At 63.0% G+C, this 26,405-nt stretch carries 25 protein-coding genes; 16 read left to right on the top strand and 9 right to left on the bottom strand.

What is annotated here, in order from left to right; genetic code table 11:
• The first annotated feature begins 88 nt into the window (after positions 1–88).
• Positions 89–586, top strand: coding sequence for a lactoylglutathione lyase family protein (locus tag PG892_RS06000; protein ID WP_041209527.1), 498 nt, complete (start codon positions 89–91; stop codon positions 584–586).
• A gap of 200 nt (positions 587–786) precedes the next feature.
• Positions 787–2,676, top strand: coding sequence for a methyl-accepting chemotaxis protein (locus PG892_RS05995; protein ID WP_264787036.1), 1,890 nt, complete (start codon positions 787–789; stop codon positions 2,674–2,676).
• Between the two features lie 128 nt (positions 2,677–2,804).
• On the opposite strand, the gene PG892_RS05990 is transcribed toward PG892_RS05995, so the two are convergent.
• From PG892_RS05990 to PG892_RS05980, 3 genes are read right to left on the bottom strand one after another with little or no spacing between them, the layout of a single operon-like run.
• Complete coding sequence (locus PG892_RS05990) at positions 2,805–3,248, bottom strand: GNAT family N-acetyltransferase (RefSeq protein ID WP_183149045.1); 444 nt, start codon at positions 3,246–3,248, stop codon at positions 2,805–2,807.
• Entirely contained in the window at positions 3,245–3,766 is a 522-nt protein-coding gene (locus tag PG892_RS05985) for a lipocalin family protein (protein ID WP_039039627.1), read from the bottom strand. Before PG892_RS05985 ends, PG892_RS05990 begins: the two co-directional genes overlap by 4 nt.
• A gap of 1 nt (position 3,767) precedes the next feature.
• The gene (locus tag PG892_RS05980) at positions 3,768–4,691 is read right to left on the bottom strand and encodes an AraC family transcriptional regulator (RefSeq protein WP_104454932.1); all 924 of its coding nucleotides are present in this window, start codon (positions 4,689–4,691) and stop codon (positions 3,768–3,770) included.
• A 118-nt stretch (positions 4,692–4,809) separates the two neighbouring features.
• Here PG892_RS05980 and yqhD point away from each other — a divergent pair, with 118 nt between their 5' ends.
• From yqhD to PG892_RS05955, 5 genes are all read left to right on the top strand, one after another.
• A complete protein-coding gene (gene yqhD, locus PG892_RS05975; protein WP_043153942.1) occupies positions 4,810–5,970 on the top strand; it encodes an alcohol dehydrogenase in 1,161 nt (386 codons plus the stop codon).
• A 506-nt stretch (positions 5,971–6,476) separates the two neighbouring features.
• Positions 6,477–8,003 carry a Re/Si-specific NAD(P)(+) transhydrogenase subunit alpha gene (locus PG892_RS05970; protein WP_010675996.1) on the top strand — a complete coding sequence of 509 codons (1,527 nt, stop codon included), beginning with the start codon at positions 6,477–6,479 and terminating at the stop codon, positions 8,001–8,003.
• An 11-nt stretch (positions 8,004–8,014) separates the two neighbouring features.
• Positions 8,015–9,499 carry a Re/Si-specific NAD(P)(+) transhydrogenase subunit beta gene (gene pntB / locus PG892_RS05965; protein ID WP_042882769.1) on the top strand — a complete coding sequence of 495 codons (1,485 nt, stop codon included), beginning with the start codon at positions 8,015–8,017 and terminating at the stop codon, positions 9,497–9,499.
• Between the two features lie 327 nt (positions 9,500–9,826).
• The gene (locus PG892_RS05960; RefSeq protein WP_124245163.1) at positions 9,827–10,498 is read left to right on the top strand and encodes a helix-turn-helix transcriptional regulator; all 672 of its coding nucleotides are present in this window, start codon (positions 9,827–9,829) and stop codon (positions 10,496–10,498) included.
• Between the two features lie 26 nt (positions 10,499–10,524).
• Entirely contained in the window at positions 10,525–11,832 is a 1,308-nt protein-coding gene (locus PG892_RS05955; RefSeq protein ID WP_049636093.1) for an L-cysteine desulfidase family protein, read from the top strand.
• A gap of 72 nt (positions 11,833–11,904) precedes the next feature.
• Here the strand turns inward: PG892_RS05955 and PG892_RS05950 are convergent, their stop codons facing one another.
• A complete protein-coding gene (locus tag PG892_RS05950) occupies positions 11,905–12,660 on the bottom strand; it encodes an outer membrane protein assembly factor BamD (RefSeq protein WP_029314864.1) in 756 nt (251 codons plus the stop codon).
• A gap of 116 nt (positions 12,661–12,776) precedes the next feature.
• Here PG892_RS05950 and rluD point away from each other — a divergent pair, with 116 nt between their 5' ends.
• From rluD to clpB, 3 genes are all read left to right on the top strand, one after another.
• Positions 12,777–13,757, top strand: a complete 981-nt coding sequence (gene rluD / locus PG892_RS05945) for a 23S rRNA pseudouridine(1911/1915/1917) synthase RluD (protein WP_010675991.1) — start codon at positions 12,777–12,779, stop codon at positions 13,755–13,757.
• 116 nt (positions 13,758–13,873) lie between these two features.
• Complete coding sequence (gene pgeF / locus PG892_RS05940) at positions 13,874–14,611, top strand: peptidoglycan editing factor PgeF (protein WP_264787034.1); 738 nt, start codon at positions 13,874–13,876, stop codon at positions 14,609–14,611.
• A gap of 250 nt (positions 14,612–14,861) precedes the next feature.
• Positions 14,862–17,435 carry an ATP-dependent chaperone ClpB gene (clpB, locus tag PG892_RS05935; protein ID WP_041211934.1) on the top strand — a complete coding sequence of 858 codons (2,574 nt, stop codon included), beginning with the start codon at positions 14,862–14,864 and terminating at the stop codon, positions 17,433–17,435.
• A gap of 94 nt (positions 17,436–17,529) precedes the next feature.
• On the opposite strand, the gene PG892_RS05930 is transcribed toward clpB, so the two are convergent.
• Entirely contained in the window at positions 17,530–18,435 is a 906-nt protein-coding gene (locus PG892_RS05930) for a LysR substrate-binding domain-containing protein (RefSeq protein WP_264787033.1), read from the bottom strand.
• A 172-nt stretch (positions 18,436–18,607) separates the two neighbouring features.
• On the opposite strand from PG892_RS05930, the gene PG892_RS05925 reads away from it, so the two are divergent.
• On the top strand, positions 18,608–19,234 hold the full coding sequence (locus tag PG892_RS05925; protein ID WP_264787032.1) for a LysE family translocator: 627 nt from the start codon (positions 18,608–18,610) through the stop codon (positions 19,232–19,234).
• A 26-nt stretch (positions 19,235–19,260) separates the two neighbouring features.
• On the top strand, positions 19,261–19,767 hold the full coding sequence (locus PG892_RS05920) for a DUF1543 domain-containing protein (protein ID WP_264787031.1): 507 nt from the start codon (positions 19,261–19,263) through the stop codon (positions 19,765–19,767).
• Between the two features lie 254 nt (positions 19,768–20,021).
• On the opposite strand, the gene asnA is transcribed toward PG892_RS05920, so the two are convergent.
• Positions 20,022–21,014 carry an aspartate--ammonia ligase gene (gene asnA / locus PG892_RS05915; RefSeq protein ID WP_113978594.1) on the bottom strand — a complete coding sequence of 331 codons (993 nt, stop codon included), beginning with the start codon at positions 21,012–21,014 and terminating at the stop codon, positions 20,022–20,024.
• A 154-nt stretch (positions 21,015–21,168) separates the two neighbouring features.
• On the opposite strand from asnA, the gene asnC reads away from it, so the two are divergent.
• Positions 21,169–21,630, top strand: coding sequence for a transcriptional regulator AsnC (gene asnC, locus PG892_RS05910; protein ID WP_041214272.1), 462 nt, complete (start codon positions 21,169–21,171; stop codon positions 21,628–21,630).
• Between the two features lie 101 nt (positions 21,631–21,731).
• Here the strand turns inward: asnC and PG892_RS05905 are convergent, their stop codons facing one another.
• Complete coding sequence (locus tag PG892_RS05905; RefSeq protein ID WP_202395283.1) at positions 21,732–22,514, bottom strand: substrate-binding periplasmic protein; 783 nt, start codon at positions 22,512–22,514, stop codon at positions 21,732–21,734.
• Positions 22,515–22,744: 230 nt separating this feature from the next.
• Complete coding sequence (locus tag PG892_RS05900; protein ID WP_029314862.1) at positions 22,745–23,149, bottom strand: CBS domain-containing protein; 405 nt, start codon at positions 23,147–23,149, stop codon at positions 22,745–22,747.
• Positions 23,150–23,308: 159 nt separating this feature from the next.
• Between PG892_RS05900 and PG892_RS05895 the strand changes: the two genes are divergently transcribed.
• Positions 23,309–24,013 carry an SDR family oxidoreductase gene (locus PG892_RS05895; RefSeq protein WP_052816176.1) on the top strand — a complete coding sequence of 235 codons (705 nt, stop codon included), beginning with the start codon at positions 23,309–23,311 and terminating at the stop codon, positions 24,011–24,013.
• Positions 24,014–24,071: 58 nt separating this feature from the next.
• On the opposite strand, the gene folK is transcribed toward PG892_RS05895, so the two are convergent.
• Positions 24,072–24,617, bottom strand: coding sequence for a 2-amino-4-hydroxy-6-hydroxymethyldihydropteridine diphosphokinase (folK, locus tag PG892_RS05890; RefSeq protein WP_042864786.1), 546 nt, complete (start codon positions 24,615–24,617; stop codon positions 24,072–24,074).
• 125 nt (positions 24,618–24,742) lie between these two features.
• On the opposite strand from folK, the gene cydH reads away from it, so the two are divergent.
• Both cydH and PG892_RS05880 read left to right on the top strand, forming a co-directional pair.
• A complete protein-coding gene (gene cydH, locus PG892_RS05885) occupies positions 24,743–24,835 on the top strand; it encodes a cytochrome bd-I oxidase subunit CydH (protein WP_010675981.1) in 93 nt (30 codons plus the stop codon).
• A gap of 102 nt (positions 24,836–24,937) precedes the next feature.
• Positions 24,938–26,350, top strand: coding sequence for a sensor histidine kinase (locus tag PG892_RS05880; RefSeq protein WP_010675980.1), 1,413 nt, complete (start codon positions 24,938–24,940; stop codon positions 26,348–26,350).
• Positions 26,351–26,405: the final 55 nt, after the last annotated feature.

Genomic DNA, 26,405 nt, shown 5'->3' with positions numbered 1-26,405 from the left:
TGTATTCCATTAGTTTGACCTTATTTTTCATTATGGCGTCTCTTCCTATCATGTCACCTGTTTCCCACACACAATTTCAAGGTGACTTATGACTTACCCGCGCAACTTCTCCCACATCGGCATCACGGTGACTGACCTCGACAAGGCAGTCGAGTTCTATACCAAGGTGATGGGCTGGTATCTCATCATGCCGGCGACCACCATCACCGAGGATGACTCCGCCATCGGCGTGATGTGCAACGACGTATTTGGCCCGGGCTGGGGCTCTTTCCGCATCGCTCATCTCTCCACCGGCGACAAGATCGGCATCGAGCTGTTCGAGTTCCCCAACAGCGAGCAGCGCGAAAACAACTTCGAATTCTGGAAGACCGGGGTGTTCCACTTCAGCGTGCAGGATCCGGATGTCGAGGGGCTGGCGGCGCGCATCGTCGCAGCGGGTGGCAAGCAGCGGATGCCGGTGCGCGAGTACTATCCGGGCGAGAAGCCCTACCGCATGGTCTACATGGAAGATCCCTTCGGCAACATCATCGAGATCTACAGCCACAGCTATGAGCTGACCTACTCCGCCGGTGCCTATCAGGGGTAAGTGACAGGCCGCCTTCGGGCGGCCTTGTGGTGCCTGCGGGTGTCAGCATGGAATAGTGAACAGTCTGTTGCTGGTAGTGCGTTCTGTTGTTGATAGATGAAAAAATATCAGGATTCACTAAAGACCGTTCATGATTGTGCCGATAGAACTACCAAGATGGGGGTATTCCCGGCCCCCGGCTACCACAAGGATTCGTTGTCATGACTCTCTCGTTGCGCGGCAAGCTGCTCGCGGCCAGCCTGGGGGTAGTGCTGCTGATGGCAGCCCTGCTCGGTATCGTCGCCTTCCACACCCTCAAATCCCGCACTCTTGACGCCATCCAGAGCGAGGCGGTCAACTACGGCCACGCCCACTCGGTGGCCATCGGCAACTGGCTGGCGGATCGCAAGCACGCGGTCGACGCCCTGGCCGCCGTCATTGCGCGCGACCCCGACACGGCCCTGGTGCCCCACCTGTTGCAGACCCGCACCTCCGGCGGTTTCGGCCTCACCTATTTTGGTTCGGCGCAGGGGGAGATGACCCGCCACGATCCCGCCCTCAACACCGCCAACTATGACCCCAGGGCCCGCCCCTGGTACCAGAACGCCGACAAGGCGGGCAAGCTCATCGTTACGCCGCCCTATGTCAGCGTGACCATGCAGCAGATGGTGGTGACCCTGGCCGAGCCGGTGAGCCACCAGGGCCGGGTGATTGGGGTGGCCGGGGCGGATCTCTCCCTCGACGCCCTCATCGACGAGGTGCTGGCCATGAAGGTGCAGGGAGAGGGCTACGCCATGCTGCTCGATCGCACCGGCCTCATCGTCGGCCACCCGAACAAGGAGCTGGCGCTCAAGCAGGTGGCGGAGCTGGACCCCGGTCTCACCGGGGCGGCGCTGGATGCGTGGAGCCGCGACGGCGAGCTGCACGGCGCCAACCTGAACGGGCGCGAGGTGCTGCTTTCGGTGCAAGGCGTGCCCGGCACCGACTGGCTGCTCGCCATGGTGATGTACAAGGAGGTGCTGGAGGCGCCGCTCGCCTCCCTGCTGTGGCAACTGGTGGGGCTGACCCTGGTGCTGCTGCTGGTGTTCGGTGCCCTGCTCATCGCCATGTTCAACTACCTGTTCGCGGATCTGGGACGGGTCTCCAGGGCGCTCGCCGACATCGCCCACGGGGAGGGAGATCTCACGGTGCAGATCGCCACCCGCAGCCAGGATGAGGTGGGGCAGCTGGCCCAGAACTTCAACCAGTTCGTGGCGCGACTGCACGGCATCGTCAGCCGCTTGCGGGACGTCACCGTCGAGCTGGCGGCCCAGTCCCGCACCCAGGCGGCGGGGGCCGAGGCCCGCAGCCAGCGGGTGCGCCAGCAGCAGGACGAGATCGTCATGGTGGCGACCGCGGTGACCGAGATGGCCTCCGCCACCCAGGAGATCGCCGGCAACGCCGAATTTGCCGCCAACACCGCCGGCGATGCGGTGCGCCTCGCGGTGGCCGGCCAGTCCCAGGTCGGCCAGAGCCAGCGCAGCATCACGGGGCTGGCGGGGGAGGTCTCCGACGCCAGCCAGACCATCCACGAGCTGGATGGCCACGCCCAGCAGATCAGCGGCATTCTGGCCACCATCAGCGGCATCGCCGAGCAGACCAACCTGCTGGCTCTGAACGCCGCCATCGAGGCGGCCCGGGCCGGGGAGCAGGGGCGCGGCTTTGCCGTGGTAGCGGATGAGGTGCGGGTGCTGTCGCGCCGCACCCACGACTCCACCGCCGAGATCCAGCAGATGATCGAGGCGCTGCAGCAGACTACCCGCAAGGCGGTGGGCGGCATGGAGACCAGCCGCCAGCTGGCGGGCACCAGCGTGGAGGACGCCGAAGCGGCGAATCTCAGCCTGGGCAGGATCAACGAGGCCATCGGCGCCATCAGCGACATGGCGACCCAGATCGCGGCGGCGGCCGAGGAGCAGACCTCGGTGACCGGCGAGATCAGCCGCAACACCGAGAATATCCGCCACGTCTCACAGACGCTGGCGGCCCAGGCCGGCGAAGAGGCCGCCCAGGCGGCCCAGCTTAAGTCTCTCACCGAGCGGCTGGAGCAGGAGATCGGGCGCTTCCGGCTCTAGGCTGCGACCCGGATGTGACAAAGGCGACCCCGGGGTCGCCTTTATTCATCCTGTGTATGGATATTATTTCACCATGCACCCGCTGAATAATACCGGGTCCTGGCTCTGCAGCGGGTGCAGGCAGAGGCTCAGAGGGGCTTGATGTAGCTGTAGAATTCGTTGTCCCGCTGGTAGCCGTGCCCTTCGTAGAGGGCCTGAGCCTGCCGGTTGTCGGTGGCGGTGCTCAGCATCAGGAAGGCGGCGCCCGTCTCCTGGCCGTGGCGATCGGCCCGCGCCAGCAGCGCCTGGGCCACCCCCTGCTGGCGGGCCGCCGGCGCCACGAACAGATCGTACAGCAGCCAGATGGGCTTCAGGGCGAGGGAGCAGAACAAGGGATAGAGGTGGGCAAATCCCAGCACCTCTCCCGCCTCGCTCTGGGCCACGAAGAGCACCGACTCCCCGGCGGTGCAGCGCTCCAGCAGGAAGGCTTCGGCGGCCTCGGGCCGGGCAGGCAGCCGGTAGAACGTCCGGTATTGCACGAACAGGGGGGTGACCCGGGGAATGTCCCCGGGGGTGGCCTGGAAGATCCTCATGGGGCGTTCCCCGCCGGATCCTGGCTGACCCAGATCAGCCGGTCGGTGGCAAAGCCGAGCCCCCGGGCCCGCTCGACCAGGGCCTCTACCTTCTCTTTGGGGGGATGGGGCGTGCGGGAGAGGATCCAGAGGTACTGGAGGTTGTAACTGCTCACCAGGGAGAGGTCATAGTCCGTCGCCAGCACGTTGTAGCTGCCGTAGAAGGGGCCGAAGAAGCTCACCTTGAGGCGCCCCTCGTCGCTGTCGCCCACGAAGTAGGCGCGCCCCTCGGCCTCGCGCCATTCCCCCTGTTCGTCCTGCCCCCGGTTGATCACCCTGACACCGCCGTCATCCCGCAGGCTGTAGGTGGCGGTGACCCGGTTCAGGCCGCGCTCGAAACCGTGATCGAGGCGGGCCACCTCGTACCAGGTGCCCAGGTAGCGGTCGAGCTGGAAGGGCTTGACCACCTGGTGCCCCGGTGGAATGCCGGTGCAGGCGGTGGCCAGCAGGGTCAGAACGAGCAGGATCAGTGTGCGCATGTCATCCCTCCACGATACGCAGTTGTCCCGAGCGGAAGCGTGCCGCGTGTTCGCTCGGGGTGTTGCCAAAGAAGCGTTTGTATTCGCGGCTGAACTGGGAGCCGCTCTCGTAGCCTACCTTGTCCGCCGCCACCCCGGCCTTGAGGCCGTCGTGCAGCATCATCAGCCGCGCCCGGTGCAGGCGCAGGGTCTTGATGTACTGCAGGGGCGAGGTGGCGGTGGCCGCCTTGAAGTGGTGGTGGAAGGCCGAGATGCTCATGTTCGCCTCCCGGGCCAGCTCCTCCACCGTCAGGTTCTCGGTAAAGCGCTGCTCCATGATACGCAGCACCCGGGCTATCTGGCTCACCTGGCTGTGACGGCTGGCCATGGCCAGCAGGGCGGGGGCACCCCCTTCGTGCAGGGCGTGGAACAGGATCTCGCGCACTATCTGGGGCCCCAGCACCCGGGCGTGGAGCGGTTTGTCCATCACGTCGATGAGGCGCTCCACCGCGCAGAGCATGGTCTCGGAGAGGGGCACGGAGACGACGCCGCGACCCGGCTCCGCCGGGGCGGGGGCCGCGTCCCCCATCTCCAGCAGCAGGGCCTGCAGCGCCGCCACGTCGATCTCCACCGAGAGCCCCACCAGAGGGGATTCGGGGGAGGCGAAGCACTCGCACTCGCAGGGCAGCGGCAGGGTCATCATCAGGTAGTGCTCGGGGTCGTAGCGGAAGGTGAAGTCCGAGAGATAGCCCACCTTGTGCCCCTGCAGGATGATGATCATGCGCGGGCGGTAGAGCACCGGGATGCGGTCGTGATGCTCCGTGGTGTAGATGAGGTGCACGCCGGGCACGGGGGCGGCGGTGATCCCCGGGTGGGGTGCCAGGGCGGCGAGTCGGCTGGCGAGGGCGGACTGGTGGGTCGCCGCGATGGGCTGATTTGTACTCATTTATCCAGGCTCAGTAGAAATAGGCAAGAAATCGGCAGAAAGCTCCCTTGATGGTAGGGGGTTATAAGAGAAAAATGCAACCCATACCTTACCGACTACGACCACCCCGGGAGATCCCATGAACAACTTCATCCTGCACACCCCCACCAAGGTGCTGTTCGGCAAGGGCCAGGTGGCCCAGCTGCGCGGCCAGATCCCCAGCGACGCCCGCATCCTCGTCACCTACGGCGGTGGCAGCGTGGTGCGCAGCGGCCTGCTGGACCAGATCCGCAGCGAGCTGGCCGGCCTGACCCTGTTTGAATTTGGCGGCATCGAGCCCAACCCCACCTACGAGACCCTGATGGGCGCCGTCGAACTGGCCCGCGCCGAGAAGGTCGACTTCCTGCTGGCAGTGGGTGGCGGCTCCGTGCTGGACGGCACCAAGTTCATCGCGGCGGCGGCCCACTACGACCTGGCCAAGGACCCCTGGCACATCCTCGAGACCGTCGGCGGCGAGGTGGCCTCCGCCATTCCCCTGGGCAGCGTGCTGACCCTGCCAGCCACCGGTTCCGAGATGAACATGGGCGCCGTCATCACCCGCAAGAGCACAGGGGACAAGCAGCACTTCTTCTCGCCCTTCGTGATGCCGCGCTTCGCCGTGCTCGACCCCGTGCTCACCTACACCCTGCCCGCCCGTCAGGTGGCCAATGGGGTGGTGGATGCCTTCATCCACACCCTGGAGCAGTACCTCACCTACCCGGTGGATGCCAAGGTGCAGGATCGCTTTGCAGAAGGGCTGCTGCTGACCCTGGCGGAAGAGGGGCCCAAGGCGCTGGTGGAGCCGGAAAACTACGACGTGCGTGCCAACATCATGTGGAGCGCCACCCTGGCACTGAACGGCCTGATCGGAGCCGGCGTGCCCCAGGACTGGGCCACCCACATGCTGGGCCACGAGATCACCGCCCTGCACGGTCTGGACCACGCCCAGACCCTGGCGGTGGTGCTGCCCGCCCTGCTGCAGGCCAAGCGCGAGCAGAAGCGCGCCAAGCTGCTGCAATACGCCGAGCGGGTCTGGGATCTGCGCAGCGGCAGTGACGAGGAGCGTATCGACGGTGCCATCGCCGCCACCCGCGACTTCTTCGAGCGGATGGGGATCAAGACCCGGCTGCGGGATTACGTGGCCGACGCCCGGATCGACGCCCTGCTGGCCAAGCTCGAAGAGCACGGCATGACCGCCCTGGGTGAGCACGGCGACATCGACCTGGCCCAGAGCCGGCATATTTATGAGGCGGCCTGGTAAGCAGAGCGCGCCTGAAACGGGCCGCAGGCCCGGTTGCACCAGGGGGCCCGAACCCGCCAGCAGGCGGGGACGCGGCCCCCTGATCGTTGCAAAATGGTTACTTTTTCCCTTTTCATCTCATCAGATGAGCCAACGGCAGATTTCGTAAGAACAAAAAACGCTAAGGTAGAGGCCGGGTTAAACATTTTTTTTGACTGGTTGGATCACTTTTTTTAGCGCTTTTTGCTGGTATAAGCCCCTAATTTGGTTTGTTTTTTTTAATCATGGTCCGGGATGGGCTGAATTCTGTACCCGCCCGCCCGGGGCCGTGGTTGTAATAAAACTCCAAAATTTGATACTAATCACCCTCGCGCCTGAAAAGCGGGGGCCTGACCGTGACAGGAGGTCGAGGTGAAGCCTGCTGATTTTCATAACAAAGGGCCCGTGACCTGCACTTTGATCATGCCTTGTCCCCTCAGACATGAGAGACTTGGCGATGATTGTTTATTAACCATCAGGGAATAGTCATGCAGATTGGAATACCGAGAGAGAGTCTCGCCGGTGAGACCCGGGTCGCAGCGACCCCGGCCACTGTCGAGCAGCTGAAAAAGCTCGGCTTCGAGGTTGCCATCGAGGCCGGTGCCGGCCTGCGAGCCAGCTTCGATGATGCCGCCTTCGAGGCTGCCGGTGCCAGCGTGGTACCGAACGTCTGGCAAGCCGACCTTGTCTTCAAGGTCAACGCGCCGACCGAGGCCGAAATCGCACAAATTAAGGATGGTGCCACCCTGGTGAGCTTCATCTGGCCCGCCCAGAACCCCGAGCTGGTCAAGAAGCTTTCCGAGCGCAACATCAATGTGATGGCGATGGACATGGTGCCGCGGATCTCCCGTGCCCAGTCCCTCGACGCCCTCTCTTCCATGGCCAACATCGGTGGCTATCGCGCCGTCGTGGAAGCCGCGCACCAGTTCGGTCGCTTCTTCACCGGCCAGATCACCGCCGCCGGTAAAGTTCCGCCCGCCAAGGTGCTGGTCATCGGTGCCGGTGTGGCCGGTCTGGCCGCCATCGGGACCGCCGGTTCCCTCGGTGCCATCGTGCGTGCCTTCGATACCCGTCTGGAAGTGGCCGAGCAGATCGAGTCCATGGGTGGGGAATTCCTCAAGCTGGACTTCGGCGGCGAAGATGGCGCTTCCAGCGACGGTTACGCCAAGGTGATGAGCGAAGAGTTCATCAAGGCCGAGATGGAGCTGTTCGCCCAGCAGGCCAAGGAAGTGGACATCATCATCACTACCGCCCTGATCCCGGGCAAGCCGGCACCCAAGCTCATCACCAAGGAAATGGTGGACAGCATGAAGCCGGGCTCCGTCATCGTGGACATGGCGGCCCAGGCCGGCGGCAACTGCGAATACACGGTACCGGGTGAACTGCATGTCACCGACAACGGCGTCAAGGTGATCGGTTACACCGATCTGCCGGGCCGCCTGCCTGCCCAATCCTCCCAGCTCTACGGCACCAACCTGGTGAACCTGATGAAGCTGATGTGCAAGGAGAAGGACGGCAACGTCGCCATCGACTTCGAAGACGTGGTGCAGCGCAACATGACGGTGGTCCAGGCCGGTGAAGTGACCTTCCCGCCCCCCGCCATCTCCGTCTCTGCTGCCCCGCAGAAACCCGCTGCCGCCAAACCGGCCGCCAAGAAGGAAGAGGCCAAGCCCTCCAACAAGAAGTTCGTGTTCGGTGCCCTCGGCATCGCCGCCTTCGGTTGGGTGGCCGCCGTGGCGCCTGCCGCCTTCCTCTCCCACTTCACCGTCTTCATCCTGGCCTGCGTGGTCGGTTACTACGTGGTGTGGAACGTCTCTCACGCCCTGCACACGCCGCTGATGTCGGTCACCAATGCCATCTCCGGCATCATCGTGGTCGGTGCGCTGTTGCAGATTGGACAAGGGTCGACCCTGGTCACCGTGCTGGCCTTTGTCGCCGTGCTGATTGCCAGTATCAACATCTTCGGTGGCTTCACCGTCACTCAGCGCATGCTGAAGATGTTCCGTAAGGATTAAGGGGGTTTAACGTGTCTCAAGGACTGGTAACAGCATCCTATATCGTTGCCGCCGTGCTCTTCATCCTCAGTCTCGCGGGACTGTCGAAGCAAGAAACGGCCAAGCATGGCAACCTGTTCGGTATCGCGGGGATGGCCATCGCCCTGCTCGCCACCGTCTTCAACCCGGAAACCAGTGGCGTCCACTGGATAGTCCTGGCCATGGCCATCGGTGGCGCCATCGGCGTGCGTCTGGCCCTCAAGGTCGAGATGACCGAGATGCCCGAGCTGGTGGCCGTGCTGCACAGCTTCGTGGGCATGGCAGCGGTGCTGGTGGGCTTCAACAGCTTCATCGATCTGCACCCCTCCGCCCCCGCTGAAGTGGTGGTCTCCGTCGGTTCCAACCTGGATGCGACCCTGGCAGCCGCCCGGGCGGCGTTCGAGCAGGCGGCAAGCGTCGCCCAGGTCGAGCACCTCTCCGGCGCCATGCTGAACATCCACCTGGTGGAAGTGTTCCTGGGCGTCTTCATCGGTGCCGTGACCTTCACCGGTTCCGTGGTGGCGTTTGGCAAGCTGCGTGGCCTCATCTCTTCCAAGCCGCTGATGCTGCCGCACCGCCACAAGCTGAACCTGCTGGCCGTGGTGGTCTCCATCGCGCTGATGATCCACTTCGTCAACGCCGGTGGCTCCACCTTCGCCCTGCTGGTGATGACCCTGATCGCCTTCGCCTTCGGCTGGCACCTGGTCGCCTCCATCGGTGGTGCGGACATGCCGGTGGTGGTCTCCATGCTGAACTCCTACTCCGGTTGGGCGGCGGCGGCGGCGGGCTTCATGCTCTCCAATGACCTGCTGATCGTCACCGGTGCCCTGGTGGGTTCCTCCGGTGCCATCCTCTCCTACATCATGTGCAAGGCGATGAACCGCTCCTTCATCTCCGTGATCGCAGGAGGCTTTGGCTCCGACGGCGTGGCCTCCACCGCCGAGCAGGAGCTGGGCGAATACCGCGAGACCAACGCCGAAGACGTGGCCGACATGCTGAAGAACGCCAGCTCCGTCATCATCACCCCGGGCTACGGCATGGCGGTGGCGCAGGCCCAGTACCCGGTGGCCGAGATCACCCAGAAGCTGCGTGATCGCGGCGTCAAGGTGCGCTTCGGCATCCACCCGGTGGCCGGTCGTCTGCCTGGTCACATGAACGTGCTGCTGGCGGAAGCGAAAGTCCCCTATGACATCGTGCTGGAAATGGACGAGATCAACGATGACTTCGCCGACACCGACGTGGTGCTGGTGATCGGTGCCAACGACACCGTCAACCCGGCCGCCATGGAAGATCCGGGCAGCCCCATCGCCGGCATGCCGGTGCTGGAAGTGTGGAAGGCGCAGAACGTCATCGGCTTCAAGCGCTCCATGAACACTGGCTACGCCGGTGTCCAGAACCCGCTGTTCTTCAAGGAGAACACCCAGATGCTGTTTGGCGATGCCAAGGCCAGCGTCGAGGCCATCCTGAAGGCGCTGTAAGCGTTGACCGGATGAGACAAAAAGGGGGCTTCGGCCCCCTTTTTCTATGACCAGAGTGGGTGACCGTGGCAGGGAACAGACAGGCGGTGGTGCCTGCCTGTCCGGACTGACTGGCGAGCCCTGGCTCAATTAAAGTTGAGCAAAAGCACCAAAAAACCACCTTGAAGGCCTCTCATGAGGCCTTTTTGTCATTTTAGTCGTGATTTTGCTCACATTTTGTGGTGTTGTCTCACCAGTCGGGCATAATGCCCGCGCAAAAAGCGGATTTGCTCAATTTTATTTGAGTCCGCTTCGAATATCCTTACCCAACGTTGACCGGATGACCCCATGACCGAGGTAGCTCCCTTGCGCGACGCCAGCACACTGACCGATGAAGAGCGCCATCTGATCGCCAGCTTCGAGCCTGCGGTGGCGGCGCTGTCCGCCCTGTTTGGCCCGGGCTGCGAGGTGGTGCTGCACGCCTTTGACAGTCTGCACGCCTCCGTCATCAAGATTGCCAACGGCCACATCACCGGCCGCCAGGAGGGAGCGCCGGTCACCGACTTCGCGCTCGACAAGTTGCACAGTGCCGCCGGCAGCCAGTGGAGCAGTTATTTCTCCCGCACCCGGGAGGGCTCCCTGATGAAGTCCTCGTCCATCACCATCAGCAACCGCGAGGGCAAACCCATCGGCATGCTGTGCGTGAATTTCAGCCTGGACACGCCCCTTGGCAGCCTGCTCGACACCTTTGCCCCGCCCGCAGTGCCCCCTGCCCACGGCACCGAGACCTTCGCCAGCTCGGTGGATGATCTGGTGGCGCAGGTGATCGCCAAGGTGGACAGGGATCCCGGGCTGGGCAGCAGCGTGCGCAACAAGGCGATCGTGCACCGGCTTTACGACATGGGCATCTTCGAGATCAAGGATGCCGCCCAACTGGTGGCCGAGCTGCTCGGCATCTCCCGCCATACCGTTTACCTGCATATCCGCAATCACAAGGCGGAACTGGCCGAACAACAATGACGAGCCCGCACGCGGGCGTCATGAACATGAGACACATCGCAATGAACGCACAATGGACCGACTTTATTACCCTGCTCAAGCGTGAAGTGGTGCCGGCCCTCGGCTGCACCGAGCCCATGTCGGTCGCCCTGGCGGCGGCCAACTGCCGCAAGCTGCTGGGGCAGGTACCGACTCGCACCCGCGTCTGGGTCAGCGGCAATCTGTTCAAGAACGGCATGGGGGTCGGCGTGCCCGGCACCGGCATGATCGGCCTGCCGGTGGCCGCCGCCGTCGGCATCACCGGTGGCAACCCGGATGCCGGGCTGGAGGTGCTCAAGAGCCTCACGCCGGATCAGGTCGAGGCGGCCAAGGGGCTGCTGCCCACCATAGAGGTGGATGTGAAGGATGTGCCCGACGTGCTCTACGCCGAGGTGCTGGCCGAAGTGGAGGGGCACAGCGCCCGGGTGGTGATCTGTACCGACCACACCCGCATCGTGCTGATGGAGAAGGATGGCGAGGTGCTGATGGTGCAGGACAGCGCCCCCGGGGTGCAGATCCAGCCAGCCAAGGCCGGCAAGCCCGCCATGACCCTGAAGGAGATCGTGGCCTTCGCCCTGGAGGTGCCGCTGGCCGAGATCGACTTCATCCGCGAGGCGGCCACCATGAACCAGGCGCTGGCGGACGAAGGGCTGCAGGGCTATGGCCTGCGCATCGGCAAGATCCTCACCGACCAGGTGGAACGCAAGCTGCTTTCCGACGATCTGATGACCCTGGCGATGCGTTTGTCGTCTGCCGCCTCCGATGCGCGGATGGATGGCGCCATGCTGCCCGCCATGTCCAACTCTGGTTCCGGCAACCAGGGCATTGCCGCCACCATGCCGGTGGTCGCCGCCGCCCGCTTCCTCAAGGCCGATGACGAGCAGCTGGCCCGTGCCCTGGTGATGAGCCACCTGGTGGCCATCTATATCAAGGCCTACCAGAACAAGCTCTCCGCCCTGTGTGCAGCCAGTACCGCCGCCATGGGATCGGGGGCCGCCATCACCTGGCTGCTGGGGGGCCAGTTCGAGCAGATCAGCCACTGCATCAACAACATGATTGGGGATGTTTCCGGCATCATCTGCGACGGCGCCGGCAGCGCCTGCTCCATGAAGGTCTCCACCTCAACCTCGGCGGCGGTGAAATCCTCGCTGATGGCCATCAACAATCTGCGCGTGCCCCAGAGCGAGGGGATCGTCTCGGACGATGTGGACCAGACCATCGCCAACCTGGGTCGCCTCTCCAGGGAGGGGATGCTGGATACCGACATCGAGATCATCAACATCATGCGGGCCAAGCAGCAGGGTAAGCACCAGTGACCCCGGAGTGCCGCCGTCGGCCATAAAAAAACCGGAGCCAGTGGCTCCGGTTTTTCATTGTCCGTTCGCTACTCAGCCGCGACCGAGACGGTTGTCCGGGTAGTTTTTGGCCAGCACTTCTCGGGCATGCTGGGCCAGGGTCGGCATCTTCAGGGTGTCATAGGCGTTGACCATGATCTCCAGCGCCTTCTCGGTTTCCATCGTGTCGGGATAGGTCTCGACGATCAGCTTGGCGCGGTTGGCGGCGGCGATCAGGGCGTCACGCTTGACGTAGTACTCGGCTACCCCCAGGTCATAGCGGGCAAGACGGTTCTTCAGGCCGATCATGCGGGCACGGGCATCGGCTGCATAGCTGCTGTTGGGGTAGTTCTGCAGCAGGGTCTTGAAGTCCTGGAAGGCCTGACGGGCGTAGGAGGGGTCCTTGTCATCCCGATTGATGCCGAGGAAATCCTGGAAGAAGTTGTAATCCGCCGCCATGTTGGTCAGGCCGCGCATATAGAAGACGTAATCGATGTTCTTGTGCGCCGGGTTCAGGCGGATAAAACGGTCGATGTTGGCGATCGCCTGGGCGGTATCATCCTGCTTGTAGTAGGCATAGATGAGATCGAGCTGAACCTGGTTGGAGTAGGCACCGAACGGGTAACGAGAGTCCAGCGCTTCCAGCAGTTCGATGGCATTGAGGTAGTTGCCGGTATCCAGTTTGATGCGGGCTTTCTGGTACAGAACTTCCGGCGGTTCGTCGGGAACCTTGGGTTTGGTGCTGGAACAGCCAGTGATCAGGGTAGCGACCAAGGCGAGCGACATCAGCAGGTGAGACTTCTTTCCCATCAACAACATCCGGTCCATTTCCACGAAATTGGCAAAGTATCCGTTATGCTTGGCTAAAAGAAAAGCTAGAATACCCGGATTATTTCGAATTGATACCCCCGCTCAAGAGACCATACATGAGCCAGCATATTGAACTGACAGGCGAATTTCAGGATCACCAATTCGGGCAACGACTCGACCAGGCCCTGGCCGAATTGTTTCCCGACTACTCCCGGACCCGCATCAAGGAGTGGATTTTACAGGACAGAGTGACCCTGGACGGTCAGGTTGCCAATACCCCGCGCGAGAAAGTGGTGGCCGGGCAGCAGGTACATGTGAATGTGGAACTGGCAGACGACACCCGCTGGGATGCCCAGAACATCGAGCTGAACATCGTCTATGAAGATGAACACATCCTGGTGATCGACAAGCCGGCCGGCCTGGTGGTTCACCCGGGCGCCGGTACGCCGGACGGCACCGTGCTCAATGCCCTGCTGCACCGCTACCCCGGCATCGCCGAGGTCCCCCGCGCCGGCATCGTGCACCGTCTGGACAAAGACACCACGGGGTTGATGGTGGTGGCCAAGACCATTCCCGCCCAGACCCACCTGGTGGAAGCCCTTCAGGCACGCCAGATCACCCGTGAGTACGAGGCGATTGCCATCGGTCACATGACCGCCGGCGGCACCGTCGATGCCCCCATCGGTCGTCATCCGACCCAGCGTACCCACATGGCAGTGGTGCCCAACGGGCGCGAGTCCGTCACCCACTACCGGGTGCACGAGAAGTTCCGTGGTCACACCCGTCTGCGGTTGCGGCTGGAGACCGGCCGTACCCACCAGATCCGTGTCCACATGGCCCACATCAAGCACCCGCTGGTGGGGGATCCCGCTTACGGTGGCCGTCTGCGTCTGCTGCGCAACGCCACCCCCGAGCTGACCGAGGCCCTGCGCGGTTTCCACCGTCAGGCGCTGCACGCCACCATGCTGAAGCTGGCGCACCCCATCACGGGTGAAGTGATGGAGTGGCACTCCCCCACGCCGCAGGATATGGTGGCGCTGATGGAAGTGCTGCGGGCGGATACCCTGGCCAATCCGGACGATCTGGTCTGGAACTGATCCCGGGGGCGGCCTTGCGACGATTCCTGCCGTAACCTGCCCATGATCTGATGCGGGGCCCCTTGACTGGTTGCAGCCAAGGGGCCTCGTTTTCATATGAACGAAAGGAGCCACAGATGAACTGGATCGCACCCGACTGGCCCGCACCGGGCAATGTCAGGGCTCTCTCGACCACCCGGGACGGCGGCATCAGCGAAGGGGTCTTTGCCGGCCTGAACCTCGGGGCCCATGTGGGCGATGCACCGGCCAGGGTCGAGGCCAACCGCGCCCGACTGCAGCAGGTGGCGGGGATCCCCGGCACTCTCAACTGGCTCAACCAGGTACATGGCATCGCCGTCCATCCGGTGAGCGACCGTTATGAGCGCGTACCGGATGCCGATGCCGCCTGTGCGCATGAGGCGGGGCAGGCCTGCATCGTGATGACCGCCGACTGCCTGCCGGTGCTGTTCTGCGATCGGGCAGGCACCGTAGTGGCGGCGGCCCATGCCGGTTGGCGCGGACTGCAGGGGGGCGTATTGGAGGCAAGCATCGCCGCCATGGGCTGCGAGCCTGGCGAGATCCTGGCCTGGCTGGGCCCGGCCATCGGTCCCGCTGCGTTCGAAGTGGGTGGCGAAGTGCGTGAGGCCTTCATGACGGAGCAGGCGGAAGCGGCGACGGCATTCGTGCCATCCCTCAACGAAGGGAAATGGCTGGCGGATATCTACCAGCTGGCCCGGCTGCGCCTCGTCCGCGCCGGTGTCACCGCCATCTATGGCGGCGAATACTGCACCTTCAGCGACAGCGAGCGCTTCTACTCCTATCGCCGCGACGGACAGACGGGTCGCATGGCCTCCCTTGTGTGGCTGGAAAAATAGCCGAAGAGGCGCTCGCGAGTGGCCGCAAGCGCCTCTTCACTCCCTGGTGATGGCCCTTTGGCGGCCATGTCTTGCTGCCGAGCAGGCTCAGGGTGCAGGCTGCCATTGCGAGGTCGTTTTCCCCCGGTCACTGCTATTGAGGAAAAAACAAACAGCCACCCCTTGAAATTGCCCTTCAAGACCACATCTTCCTTGTCAGAAAGCGATGTTGTTGCCGCGCATGCGGCGTCTGTCTTGAAGGGGGAGTGCAATGCGCCTCGATCGCCTGACCAGCAAATTCCAGATTGCCATTTCCGATGCCCAGTCTCTTGCACTGGGTCGTGACCACCAATTCATCGAACCCGTCCATCTGATGAGCGCCTTGCTCAATCAGGACGGCGGATCCATTCGTCCGCTGCTCACCCTGACCGGGCTCGACATCAATACCCTGCGCTCGCGCCTCGGCGAGGAGCTGGATCGCCTGCCCCGCGTCAGCGGGGTGGAAGGGGACGTACAGCTCTCCAACGGCCTCGGCCGCCTGCTCAACGTCTGCGACAAGCTGGCCCAGCAGCGCAAGGATCAGTTCATCTCGTCCGAGCTGTTCGTGCTGGCGGCCCTGGACGAGAAGGGGACGCTGGGCGAGCTGCTGCGTGCCCAGGGGCTGACCAAGGAAAAACTCGAGGCAGCCATCGACAAGGTCCGTGGCGGCAAGAAGGTGGAGGATGCCAACGCCGAGGAGAATCGCCAGGCGCTGGAGAAGTACACCATAGACCTCACCGAGCGGGCCGAACTCGGCAAGCTCGACCCGGTGATCGGCCGGGATGACGAAATTCGCCGCACCATCCAGGTGCTGCAACGCCGCACCAAGAACAACCCGGTGCTGATTGGTGCCCCCGGCGTCGGCAAGACCGCCATCGTCGAGGGTCTGGCCCAGCGCATCATCAATGGCGAAGTGCCGGAAGGGCTCAAGAACAAGCGGGTGCTGTCGCTCGACATGGGGGCCCTGGTGGCCGGAGCCAAGTATCGCGGCGAGTTCGAGGAGCGGCTCAAGGCGGTTCTGAACGATCTGGCCAAGGAGGAGGGCAGCGTCATCCTCTTCGTGGACGAGCTGCACACCATGGTCGGCGCCGGCAAGGGCGAGGGCGCCATGGATGCGGGCAACATGCTCAAGCCCGCCCTGGCCCGCGGCGAGCTGCACTGCGTCGGGGCCACCACCCTCGATGAGTACAGGCAGTACGTGGAGAAGGATGCCGCCCTGGAGCGCCGTTTCCAGAAGGTGCTGGTGGAGGAGCCCTCGGTGGAGGACACCATCGCCATCCTGCGTGGCCTGAAGGAGCGCTACGAGCTGCACCACCATGTACAGATCACCGACCCCGCCATCGTCGCGGCGGCCCAGCTCTCCCACCGCTACATCGCGGATCGCCAGCTGCCTGACAAGGCCATCGACCTCATCGACGAGGCGGCGGCCAGCATCCGGCTCCAGATCGACTCCAAGCCGGAATCCCTGGACCGGCTCGAGCGGCGCATCATCCAGCTCAAGCTGGAGCAGCAGGCGCTGATGAAGGAGGACGATGACGCCAGCCGCAAGCGCCTCGATCTGCTCAATCAGGAGCTGACGGAAAAAGAGCGGGAATACAACGAGCTGGAAGAGGTGTGGAAGGCCGAGAAGGCTGCCCTCGCCGGGACCCAGCACATCAAGGCTGCGCTGGAGCAGGCCCGTCAGGATCTCGAGGTGGCGCGCCGCGCAGGGGACTTGGGCCGCATGTCCGAGCTGCAGTACGGCCGCATCCCGGAGCTGGAGAAACAGCTGGATCTCGCCACCCAGGCCGAGATGCAGGAGACCAGCCTGCTGCGCAACCGGGTCACCGACGTGGAGATCGCCGACGTCCTGGCCCGCTGGACCGGCATTCCGGTGGCCCGCATGCTGGAAGGAGAACGGGAGAAGCTGCTGCGGATGGAGGATCAGCTGCACAGCCGGGTGATCGGCCAGGAAGAGGCGGTGGACGCCGTCTCCAACGCCATTCGCCGCTCTCGTGCCGGGCTGTCCGACCCGAACCGCCCCATCGGCTCCTTCCTCTTCCTCGGCCCCACCGGGGTGGGCAAGACCGAGCTGTGCAAGGCGCTGGCGGAGTTCCTGTTCGATACCCAGGACGCCATGGTGCGGATCGACATGTCCGAGTTCATGGAGAAACACAGCGTGGCCCGTCTGGTGGGGGCGCCTCCGGGATACGTGGGTTATGAAGAAGGCGGTTATCTGACCGAGGCGGTGCGTCGTCGCCCCTACTCGGTGATCCTGCTGGACGAGGTGGAGAAGGCGCATCCCGATGTCTTCAACATCCTGTTGCAGGTGCTAGACGATGGCCGCCTGACCGACGGTCAGGGGCGTACCGTGGACTTCCGCAACACCGTGGTGATCATGACCTCCAACCTCGGGTCTGATCTTATTCAGGAGCACCACTCCGAGAAGGATTACGACGAGATGAAGACCATGCTGATGGAGGTGCTGACCCGCAGCTTCCGGCCGGAGTTCATCAACCGGATCGACGAGACCGTGGTGTTCCACCCGCTCGGTGAGGAGCACATCAAGTCCATCGCCCGTATCCAGCTCAAGAGCCTGATGAGCCGTCTGGAGTCCCAGGGCTTCGAGGTGGAGGTGAGCGAGGAGCTGCTGACCAAGCTGGTTCACGCCGGGTTCGATCCCGTCTACGGGGCGCGCCCCCTCAAGCGGGCGATCCAGCAGAAGGTGGAGAACCCGCTGGCCCAGGCCCTGCTCAGCGGTCGGGTCATCCCGGGCAAGACACTGCGGCTGGGGGCCGACAGCAACGGCCTCACCATGACCCAGTAATGGGATTGTCGATGAAAAACGCAGGCCTCGTGCCTGTGTTTTTTTATGGGCGTTCGCAATTCGTCAGGGGGATCCTGTGCCCTGTTGCGGCATGTCACCCGACCCATTCAATGTGCTCCAGCCTGTTGTGTGGCACGGCGTCGGTCAGCCAGCGGCGCAGGCTGTCGATATGCTTGCGCCGGGTGCTGTGTCTGGGCCACACCAGGTAGTATCCATCCGTGGTGGCGACGGCTTGGTGGAAGGGCAGTGCCAGCAGCCCGTTTGCGATGGCCTCCTGGCTCAGCAGCAGATCCCCGACCGAGACGCCGTGGCCGCTGATGGCGGCCATGTTGCCCTGCTCCAGGGTGTCGAACACCTTGCCACTGGCCAGATTGAGCCCTGGCCTGGCGCCGGTTCCCTTGAGCCACCGCCGCCAGTCACGGCGATCCGGCGAGGGGTGGATCAGTTCGCACGCCGCCAAATTCCTGCGGGCGGTTTCCACCAGGGCCGGGGCACAGAGGGGGATCAGCCACTCTTCGAACAGCAGGTGACACTCGGTGTCATCCCCGAAATGGCCGTTCCCCAGCAAGATGGCGCAGTCATAGGGCTCGCGGTGAAAATCGACGCCGTCTATGTCCATCCAGACGCTGGAGGCCAGGATCCTGGGAGTGGGGTGATGTTCACGGAACGTGCCGAGCACATCCAGCAGCCAGCGCATGGTCAGGGTCGAGGGCGCCTTGAGTCGCAGTTCCTGGCCGTTGCGGCGAAAGGTCTGACACGCCATCGCCAGGCTCTGGAACCCCTCCGTCAACTGTTCCGCCAGGGCGCGGCCGGCTTCCGTCACCTCGACCCTGGGGCCATGGCGGTGAAAGAGTTCGCACTCGAACCAGGCCTCCAGGGTCTGGACATGGCGACTGACGGCGCCCGGCGTCACGTGCAGAGAGGCTGCCGCCTTGCTGAAGGAGCCGAGCCGGGCCGCGGCTTCAAACGCACGCAGCGCGTAGAGAGGAGGAAGGGTCATCGTTCGATATCAATGTGAGCTTTACTCACATTCAATGGGAGTTTTATCCGTTTTTCAAGGGCCGGGCCCCGTTGAATAATGCAGCCAACCCCGGGGCTGGTTGAGCATGACTCATCATGCCAGTCCTGGCTAAAGGCGGACATGGCGGTATCAACGAAGGAGGAAAGACGGAATGAACATGATGTTGCTGGGGGCCTACACCTTGTCGGTCGTGCTCCTGTTGTTGACTCCGGGGCCCGTCGTGGCACTCGTCACCGGCACGGCGGTTCGTCATGGTTATCGCCAGGCCTGGATGACCCTGCTCGGCACCAACGGGGCCTCCCTGGTGCTGATCCTGATGGCGACCCTGATCCTGGCCGGCGTGATCTCTCTGCCACCCTTGTGGCTCTATCTGCTGGGCGGGGCGGGGTCACTCTACATCGGTTATGCGGCCGTGGGCGGTTTGATGGCAGGGGTGAGCCGGGATACCGGGCCCGGTGCGCCTGTCCTTGCAGGTGGTGGCTTTACGCAGGGCTTCATGACCGGCGTGGCCAATCCCAAGGACATTCTCTTCTTCGTCGCCTTCTTCCCGCAGTTCATCGCGGTGACACCGCACTTTGGCACCAGCATTCTGACTCTCTCCATGGTGTGGATCTTCTTCGATCTGCTGGTGCTGAGTCTCTATGTCCTGCTGGTGAAGCGTTGGATGCCGACCCGGCACAGCCAGCATATCGCATTGATTTCATCTTTGTTTTTGCTCGCAGTTTCACTGTTCGGGGTTCTGTACAATGGGGTGAAAGTCACCCTGATGCTGGCGTGACCAGGGGTGAGACAAGGGAGTCAGACATGTTTCTATTCGTGTTCTATCTGGGCGGCAACGCCGGCCAATCCAATATCGAGGTCCACGACATCCAGTTTGTGGCGGCGCAGACCCCCGAGGGGGCCTGGCCTGCACTGCGGGAGGCCTGGTTCGGCGATCCCGACAAGGTGCATATCGACGGTTACGCCAGGCTGCTCTGGGCGGATGGCTATTCGGTGCATCTGCGGGAGACGCCTCCTGAGAAAGAGGCTCCCCGCCTCTACTTTGTGAACATGGGTGGTTATCACCCAGACTCCCTCGCGGAGCTGCATGCCTTCGATTTCTTTGTTGCAAAGGATGCAAAGGAAGCAAAAGCCAGGGGGCTCGCATCCTTGCTAAAGGGGGTCAGGCACCAGTACAAGGACAACCTGAAAGAGGTGGACGACTGCCTGCTGCTGGAGACGGTGAGCGGTCTGTACGTGCACCTTGTGCCCGACTCCGAAGGGAGCCCCTTCAGGCCGCAATGGCAGGGATATCAGCCCATCGGCCGCTGAGCGTGACGGTTGCAGGTGGGAGATAAAAAAAACGGCAATCCGAAGATTGCCGGGAGGAATGTATTCGATGCGATCTGACGTGGGTTGAGCGGATCGCAGGGGCAAGCCCCAGGGTCGGCAGGCACAGTCAGCGACCATGCCCGCCTTACAGTCAGTCGGGATACGCTCTCCACCCCGGCTGACCAGCTTCGCTATCGCGTCTGTCCCGCGCCGTGTTGCCGCGATAGGAGGACAGATGCAATCAAATCAATTCGTTACAGCATGTCTGGGATGGCAGCCTTCATTTCAGATGGCCAGACGCCGACCTGGACCTGACCGATGTGCTCTTTTTGCAGCAGCAGCATGGCCAGACGGGATTGGCCGATGCCACCGCCGATGGTCTGCGGCATCCGTGCAGCCAGCAGATCCTGGTGCCAGTCGTACTGCAGGCGATCCTCGTCGCCGGTGATGGCCAGCTGGCGGCGCAGCGCCTCGGCGTCGACCCGGATCCCCATGGAGGAGATCTCGAAGCTGTCCTGCAGTACCGGGTTCCACACCAGAATGTCACCATTCAGACCCGCCAGCCCCAGCTCGCTCTCGCTGCTCCAGTCGTCGTAGTCCGGGGCACGGACGTCGTGGCGTTCGCCGTGGGAGAGGGCGCCACCGATACCGATGAGGAAGACCGCTCCCAGCTCTTTGGCGATGGCGCGCTCGCGTCCCTTGGCATCGAGGTCCGGGTAGCGGGTCAGCAGCTCTTCACTGTGCAGGAACTGAATATCCGCCGGCAGGAAGGGGGTCAGGTCGTGCTCGGCACAGACCGCGCGCTCGGTGGCCTTGATGGCGACCCAGATGCCGCGCACCGTCTCCTGCAGATAGGTCAGATCCCGGCGCTCGCCCGGCATCACCTTCTCCCAGTCCCACTGGTCGACGTAGACGGAGTGAATGGGGCTGAGACGTTCCTCGTCCGGACGCAGTGCCTTCATGTGGGTGTAGATGCCTTCACCCGGGCCGAAACCGAAGCGACCCAGAGTCTGGCGCTTCCACTTGGCCAGGGAGTGGACCACTTCATAGCTGTGCTCCGGCAGGGTTTTCACCTTGACCTGCACTGCATGCTCGCAGCCGGAGAGGTTGTCCTGGGTGCCGTCACCGACCCGGCTCAGAATGGGGGCTTGTACCTCCATCAGGCCGAGTTGCAGTGCGAGTTGGCGGGAGAACATCTCTTTGACGAAGCTGATCTGCTGTTGGCTGCGGATGTAGTGCTGTTTCATGCTGAATTACCTGTCGTGAATCCGTTGAATGCGGTGATTCTTCAACAGAATGCCAACTAAATTCAATATTCGATAATTGAAATAGGCTTTGTTTGTTTTTTTCTTCAAAATAAGCCATCAATTAATGATGAATCATTAAAAGGAGCGCAAAAAAGTGTCAGAAAATTATCGGATCGATAATCTCGATCAGGCCATCCTCTCCGCCCTGATGGAGAATGCGCGCCTGCCTTACGCCGAGCTGGCCAAACAACTGCTGGTGAGCCCGGGCACCATCCACGTGCGGGTAGAGAAGATGAAGCAGGCGGGCATCATCGAGGGAACGCGGGTGCAGGTGAACCCCAAGAAGCTGGGCTACGACGTCTGCTGCTTCATCGGGATCAACCTCAAGAGCGCCAAGGATTACCCGTCGGCCCTGGCCAAACTGCAGGCGCTGGACGAGGTGGTGGAGGCCTACTACACCACGGGCCACTACAGCATCTTCATGAAGGTGATGACCCGTTCCATCGACGAGTTGCAGACGGTACTGATCCACAAGATCCAGACCATCGACGAGATCCAGTCCACCGAGACGCTGATTTCGCTGCAAAACCCGATCCTGCGGGATGTGAAGCCTTGAGTCGGGTGGTCTGAGGGGGGCGTAGAGACCCCTCTCCCGTGATAGACCCTGTCCGCGCTGCAGAATTCGACCCTGTGGGAGATGACACCCTGACTGGTGGGTCAGGGTTCGATATAGGGGATGCCGTATTTGTCGTAGAGGGCCTTGAGCCGGCCGTCCCGCTTCATGTGCAGCAATTCGGCATCATAGGCGGCCATCAGGGCCGGGGTGTCGGCATCGGCCCGGGAACGGGTCCAGGCATTGAAGTAGGGGCTGGTCTTGAGGGGTTTTGGCAGGTAGTCGAGCTTGCCTTCCAGTCCCTCCTCTCTTATCTGGGTGAAGGCGGTGACCAGGGACATGGGCACCACGTCGATACGACCGGCAATGAGTTTTCGCAGTTGCAGCTGGTTGATGGGGATCTCCTGGAAGTGATAGCTCGGGTCTGTCATGGCTGCCGCGAGCTCGGGGGTATAGGAGAAATCCCGGGTGACACCGATACGCCAGGGTTTGAGATCCGTCAGATGGTCATAGTGGATCAGGCCTGCGGACTCCTTGCGTATGAAGAAGTGCCAGCTATGGAGCATATGGGCCTGTTTGGGGTAGAGCAGATAGGCCTCCCGCTCCGGTTTGTAGGAGTGGGCCAGCAGCAGATCATAGAAGCCGCTTTCGGCATTGCGGGTGAGCCTGGCTCCCGAATCGATGAGCTCAATCCTGATGGGGGTATGGAGCGTGCCGAAGATGGCGGTGACGAGATCCACATCCAGCCCGCGAGGGTGTCCCTGTGCATCCAGCCACTTGAGAGGGGGCTCCTGGATGCCACCAATGACCAACTCCCTAGCTGACAGCCAGCAGGGCAGCAGAAAGCAGAATACGAGCAAGCGTCGCACGTTACATCTCCTGAGCATTGGGGACGGGGTCGCATCCGGCAGGGACTGTGACCGATACCTATCTAACTAGAGACGACCACGGATGGCAAACCCTGAAATGGGGAGGGGACAAACGAACGGTGCCGGTGGGAGGGGGGCGGGCTGCCTCGACAGGCCGCCCCGTGGCAGAGTCGGGCGGGATGGACCAGCCACTCGCCGGCTGTGGGCGGGAGGGTAGTCGGCATGAAACGTGTGCGAGGTGGCCTGCCTCAGGTTGCCTGACACTGTTTCATCTGGGTGTTGAGGGCCTGCATCACCTGACGACGGCTGATGATGCCCGTCACCTTGCCTCCCTCCATTACCGGATAGACCTTGGGTCTGGCCCCGGCCATCTGGCGGGCGAGATCCACGATGTTGTCATCAGGAGAGACGAACAGCGGGGTCCGGCTCATCAGATCTTCGACCAGAGTACGGGTGTCGCAGTGATAGCTGCCCGTGAGCAGGGCGGGAATGCAATCCTGCTCGGAGAGAAATCCGACGAGGTGCTGATGGTCATCCAGTACCGGCAGGCCCCCCAGGTTTGCCCGATGGAGTCTGTCCAGCGCCTCGGCCAGACCGAGGCCGGGGTGCAGTGAGTGGGTCAATGGCTGCATATGATCGCGAATTTGTAGCATGATGGTGGCTCCATGGGGGTCGATGGGGCCACTATGCCCGGTGGCTGTGACACGTGGCCAATGGGTTTTGCCTCGGACATCGATAGGTCATGGCCGATGAATGGGTCCTCCGTGCGATCCTGCATGGATCGGGGAGGGCGACAACCACAAGGAGAGGGTATGCGTGCATTGGTAACGGGCTGTGGCCGTCGCCTGGGATTCTATCTGTGTGAGCGGCTGGTGGCCGCTGGCTGGCAGGTGACGGGCAGCTATCGCAGCGAACGGCCCGAGCTGGATCGTCTGCGAGACGTGGGCGTCGAGCTGGTACAGGCGGACTTCACCCGGGAAGAGGAGGTGGGCGCCGTGGTGACGGCGCTGGCGGCCCATGAGGATCTTGCCCTGATCATCCACAATGCCTCCGCCTTCGAGCCCCAGGCTGCGGATCCTGCGGTGCAGCTGGCCCAGTTTGATCAGTTCTACCGGGTACACATGGCGGCTCCCTTCCAGCTCAACCGGGCGCTGGCCCCCGCCCTTGCCCGCCAGCCCAACGGGGGCATCATCCACATCACCGATATCTACATCCATGCCCCGGCGCCCCAGTTTGCCGCCTACGTGGCCACCAAGGCGGGAGCCCATTCCCTGGCCATGAGCTTTGCCCGCGAACTGGCACCCGCCGTGCGGGTCAACACCATAGAGCCTGGCCCCATCCTGTTTCTCGACGAGCACGGGGATGACTGGCGCCAGCAGGTGCTGGCGAAGACGCCGCTGGCGCGGGAGGGGGGTCTGGAGCCCATCTGGCAGGCGGTACAGATGCTGATGAAGAACGACTACATGACCGGGGCCAGCATCCGGGTGGACGGAGGGCGCGCCCTCGCCGCCATCTAGGGCAAGGCGGGCCGCCATGACATGAGGCGCCTTTGGGCGCCTCATGTGTGTGAACGGCTCAAGGGTGCCGGATGGCGGCGTGCCGGGAAGGGGGGCCGGGGTGGCCGTTGCCGGGAAGCAGGGCCTCGTCTTGCTGGCAGAGATGGATGGGGGCCTGGCCGATGCGCTGTTTCGCAAACACCTTGCTGCCCGGCAGGCCGAGGGTCACCTTGCCGGAGTCCACACTGCCGCCCTGATACATCTCCGCCAGCAGATCCCCCAGGTAGGCATCCACCCCGGCCTCGGCGAAGTCATCCCGTTCGCCGCAGGCCAGTATGTCGATGTCCAGTGGCCTGTCCGCCACCTTGCACAGGGGGTTGTTGCGATCCCGACCATGGGCCAGCTCCATGGTGACAAACTCGGCCTTGAGCTGGACGGGGGAGAGGTCGCTCTGGACGACGAACAGGCAGTTGAGGAAGTCGTGGCGCGAATGCATGCCCACGGGTTTGGTCTGGATGACGGAACTCAGGTGAAGGCGACCAAAGCGGGCCAGCAATTCGGCGACGACCTGACTGACGTGCAGGGCGGGGTCGAGATTGGATCCAATGCTACAGAGGTAAAACATGCTTTCCATTCCTTGGGTTGGGCTCGTCTGAAATATATACGCAGCTCACGGTTATGGGATTCACTATGAATTAACATGTCGTTATCTGTTGTGATCCAACGCTGATTGGCAGAAAGGAGGTTTGCATGAGCGTAGAAATGAAATGGGCACTGTTGGCCGCGTCAGGGGCCCTTGCCATGATCATTGTCATCTGTGTGGCGTCCGTCGGCCTGGCGTGAATCCGGCCTCGGTGAGCAATCAAACCGGCTTTATGGCCGGTTTTGCTTTTTGGGGCAGTGCGGATATGCTGGCTCCCCCATGACGAATCGAGACCGCAGAAGATGACCAAGGTTCGGCCCCGCTCCCTGCTCCAGGTAGTACTGATGGGCTTCGTGCTGGTGCTGATGCCCCTGGGGGGCATGATCTGGCACGACAGTCAGGCGCTCTCCCACCTGGGCCAGCTCACCAGCGACGAGATGGAACGTGCGGTGCGGGACACTCGCCGGGCGACGCTGCTCTCCACCCAGGCCATCGATCTGGAGCGCACCCTGCGCCGCTATGCGGTCCTGGGTGATGACCGCATCCTGGCCAGCTATCGGCAACAGCTGGTGCGCTACCGGGAACTGCTCGCGACCCATCAGGACTCCATTCCGGATGCCGAGGTCTACGGAGATCTCGAGGCGACGCTGGTCTGGCTCGACGGTCTGCAGGATCTGCGCAAGGCCAGGCAGGAGGCGACCAGCCCCCGTTTCACCGACTTCAACGAACTGAACCAGCAACTGGAAGTGGTCACCCGCAGCCAGGTGGATGATCACGTGACCCGCATGCGGGGCGCCATCGTGGAGCTGAAACAGCAGATCTGGTGGGTCAGCGGCTTCGTGGCCGGGCTCAGCCTGCTGCTGGTGTTGCTCTTTACCTACCTCATCATCCACCCGGTACGTCAGATTGAGTCGCGGATCCTGAGTCTGGGCGCAGGTGTCGAGCCGGATCAGCGCCCGGTGGATGGCCCGGCCGAACTGGTGCTGCTGGGGGAGCGGATCAGCTGGCTGCACGACAAGCTCAAGGAGCTGGAACAGCAGAAATACCAGTTCCTGCGCCACGTATCCCACGAGCTGAAAACCCCCCTTGCCGTGCTGCGGGAGGGGGCTGATCTGCTCTCGGAGCAGCTGGTGGGGCCCCTCAACGGGGATCAGCAGGAGATCTGCCAGATGCTGGAGGAGAACAGCCGCCGTCTGCAGACCCTGATCGAGCGGCTGCTCGACTTCAATCGCCTCAGCCAGCAGGAGGTGTTCACCCTGTCCGAGGTGCCCCTGGCGCCCTTGTTGTCAGACTTGTCCGAAGAGTACCGGCTCGCGCTGGAATCCAAGCAAATCAGTGTACACTTGCCGCCCGAGCCCATCAGCCTGCGGGCAGAGCCCTACCGCCTGCGACTCATCCTCGACAATCTCTTTTCCAACGCGGTCAGCTATGGCGCCAGGGGCGGACAGATCTGGATCCGCGCCGGGGCGGGAGCGGGTGGCGGCTGGCTGGAGGTGGCCAACGAAGGGCCTGTCATCCCGCCAGACGAGCGGGAGCGCATCTTCGAGCCCTTTGAACAGGGCAGCATAGTGCGCCAGGGATTGCTGAAAGGCTCCGGCATGGGCCTCTCCATTGCCCGTGAGTCTGCCATGAGTCTGGGCGGCGAGCTCAGGCTGATCGAGGATGCCCAGGCGGATGTCTGTTTCCGGCTGGATTTGAACGTGCGCCCGAGCTGACGGGCGTGGCGGCGACCCCGCAGGTGCGGGTGGCGCCTTGACACCGAATATTGAG

It is taken from the genome of Aeromonas sp. QDB68 (genome assembly GCF_027707405.1).
Taxonomy (GTDB): domain Bacteria; phylum Pseudomonadota; class Gammaproteobacteria; order Enterobacterales; family Aeromonadaceae; genus Aeromonas; species Aeromonas caviae.
The sequence above is the reverse complement of the archived record's forward strand: the minus strand, read 5'-3'. Positions and strand labels throughout refer to the sequence as shown.